Source organism: Moorena sp. SIO3I8, from assembly GCF_010692325.1.
Classification (GTDB): Bacteria; Cyanobacteriota; Cyanobacteriia; order Cyanobacteriales; family Coleofasciculaceae; genus Moorena.
Map to the genome: position 1 here is coordinate 1 of NZ_JAAHHW010000260.1, position 2,798 is coordinate 2,798.

Here is a 2,798-nt window from a genome sequence, read left to right on the forward strand (position 1 = left end):
CGCTTGATGGCTCAAATTGAAGAACAGTTTCAAAGAAATTTATCCTTAGCAACCTTATTTCAAGGTCAGACCATTGAAAAACTGGCAACGGTTCTCCGCGAGGAACAAGAGTATATTTCCTGGTCTTCGCTAGTACCGATTCAAACGTCTGGTTCTAAGCCTCCCTTCTTCTGCATAGCCGGAGGAGGCGGTAATGTTCTTTACTTTTATCACTTGTCATGCTATCTAGGTCAAGAGCAACCGTTCTATGCGTTGCAAGCTGTTGGTCTTGATGGAGAATCAGAACCTTTCACACGAGTTGAGGATATGGCAGCCCACTACATTGGATTAATAAAGTCCATTCAACCAGAAGGTCCATACTTTTTAGGGGGGCATTCCTTTGGTGGATTAGTGGCTTTTGAAGTCGCCCAGCAATTACAAAAGCAGGGGGATGAGATAGCTCTACTCGCTGTTCTAGATATGCATGCACCAGATACGGATAAATTAGAATCTAGCAGCCATAAGCTAGATCTAGATTGGAATAGTGCAAAAATGCTAACTAGCATTGCTGGTATATTTGGCCGTATGTTTGGAAAAAACATTGATGTATCATACGAGTTTCTCCAACAGCTAACTTTTGATGATCAATTGAACTATGTTAACGAGCAATTTCAAAAGGTGAATCTTTTCCCTCCTGAAACTGGAGTTAAGCAAATTCGCGGTCTTATTCAAGTGGCTAAAGCAAATCAAAATGCTTGCTACGTTCCACAGGAGGTTTATCCAACTCAGATTACTCTCTTGCGAGCTAGTGAGGAAGTGCCAATAGAACTTGCTCCTAGTGTGGATATTTATAGGCTCCTGTACGACAGTAGAAAAAACGACCCAATGTGGGGGTGGAGTAAGTTTTCTGCTGGAAAAGTAGAACTTCATCCTGTTCCAGGAGACCATCTGACAATTATGACAGAGCCATACATTGGTGCTCTAGCCGAAAAGTTAAAATCCTCCTTAGAAAAAGCACAAACAGCTAACCCTATGGAGCGTCCGTAGGCTTATTTTTAAGGCGGTGTGGTGGTGCACTCAGCACTCCACAACACCGTTAAATTTATCCCAGATTAAATTATAAACCCGTCCATAAATACAAAAATAGGAGAAGAATAATGAAATTTCCTGATGGGCCAAAAACACCAGCATTACTACAGTCTATTAATATCATTGTTAATCCTCTCAATTACTTAGAGGATTGTGCTAAACGCTATGGAGATATGTTTACAATACGTTTTTTGAACTATCCTCCAACGGTGTTTGTCAGTCATCCCCAAGCTATGAAGACGATATTTACAGCCAACCCACAAACATTTAATACAGGGGAAGCTATGAAAGAGTTACCAACCGCTTTTTCAGGTGAAAATGCACTACCCTTGTTAGATGGCGATCTTCACAAACATCGAAAAAAAATGTTAATGCCTGCTTTTCATGGTGAGCGGATGCGAGCTTATAGTCAGTTAATTTGTGACATTACTAAGCAACAAATGACGCAGTGGAAAAAAGGAGAACAGTTTCACGTCCAGGCTTCGATGCAAGATATTTCACTGCAATTTATTATACGTGCTATTTTTGGGGTAAATGAAGAAGCTCGCTTCCAACAGCTTAACCAAACATTTATTTCACTTCTGAATTTGATGAGTAGTCCTTTGACTTCTACTGTTTTGTACTTCCATGCCCTACAGCAAGATTGGGGGCCTTGGAGTTTATGGGGACGTTTTGTGCGCCTTCGCCAGCAGGTTGATGACATAATTTATGCTGAAATTAAGCGACGTCAGGATAATCCAGCTTTATTAGGTGAAGATATCCTGAGCTTAATGATGAAAGCTCGCGACGAGCAAGGCGAGCCGATGAAAGATGTGGAGTTGCGTGACGATTTAATGATATTGTTACTAGGAGGTCATGAAACAACCTCCATGAGTATAACCTGGGCATTGTACTGGATTCACCGCTTACCACAGGTCTATGAGAAGCTTATGGCTGAGTTAGACACTCTTGGCGATAATCCAGATTCAAGTGCGATTACTAAGCTTCCATATTTGAATGCAGTCTGTCACGAGACCCTACGTATATACCCACCCACCATTTTGGGAGCGTATCGTATTGCCCAAGAGCCTATAGAAATTATGGGCTACCACTTTGAGCCAGGTACATACATTTTGCCTTGTATATATTTGACCCACAGGCAAGAAGATTTATATCCAGAACCGAATCATTTTAGACCAGAGCGTTTTTTAGACCGACAGTTTTCAGCTTATGAATTTGTGGCTTTTGGTGGCGGAAGCCGTCGGTGTATTGGATATGCGTTGTCTTTGTTTGAAATGAAATTAATCCTGGCGACAATTCTGACTAACCTAAAACTAGCCCTACCTGATAACCGTGTTATCAAGCCTGTACGTAGCGCCTTTACTGTTGCACCTTCTCCAATGTATATGATTCCTGCCTAACAGCTATTATGGAAAACCTAGAATTAATAACGAATAGCACTGTAGATTGTGAGTATAAGCTTTCAAATTTTGATATCACAGCTGGAAAGTTTAGTCCTTATTATGGGACGATCAGTTGGTACCAAAATAGAATTGATGCTCGCAGACTGAAAAAAGCATGTCAACAAATAGTTGATAGCGTACCAATTTTAGGAGGGAGATTGGTAAAGAAATTGTTTAGTCCCATAAAGGTTGTCTGTCAAGCCAAAAAACATGGTATTGGTTTTATTGAAGTCGATCTAGGTAAGCAGGAGATAAATCTTGATAACTTATTAGAGGCAAAAACCTATC

The 2,798-nt window shown here is 40.7% G+C and carries 3 protein-coding genes; all 3 read left to right on the forward strand.

All coding sequences use genetic code 11. The features are described 5' to 3' along the window. Positions 1-1,026 (forward strand): alpha/beta fold hydrolase (locus tag F6K51_RS35875; RefSeq protein WP_293030589.1); only part of this gene is annotated, 1,026 nt, incomplete at its 5' end. Positions 1,027-1,136: 110 nt separating this feature from the next. Then, the gene (locus F6K51_RS35880; RefSeq protein ID WP_293030591.1) at positions 1,137-2,468 is read left to right on the forward strand and encodes a cytochrome P450; all 1,332 of its coding nucleotides are present in this window, start codon (positions 1,137-1,139) and stop codon (positions 2,466-2,468) included. 8 nt (positions 2,469-2,476) lie between these two features. Continuing rightward, the coding region (locus tag F6K51_RS35885; protein ID WP_293030595.1) for a hypothetical protein at positions 2,477-2,798 on the forward strand (322 nt) is incomplete at its 3' end.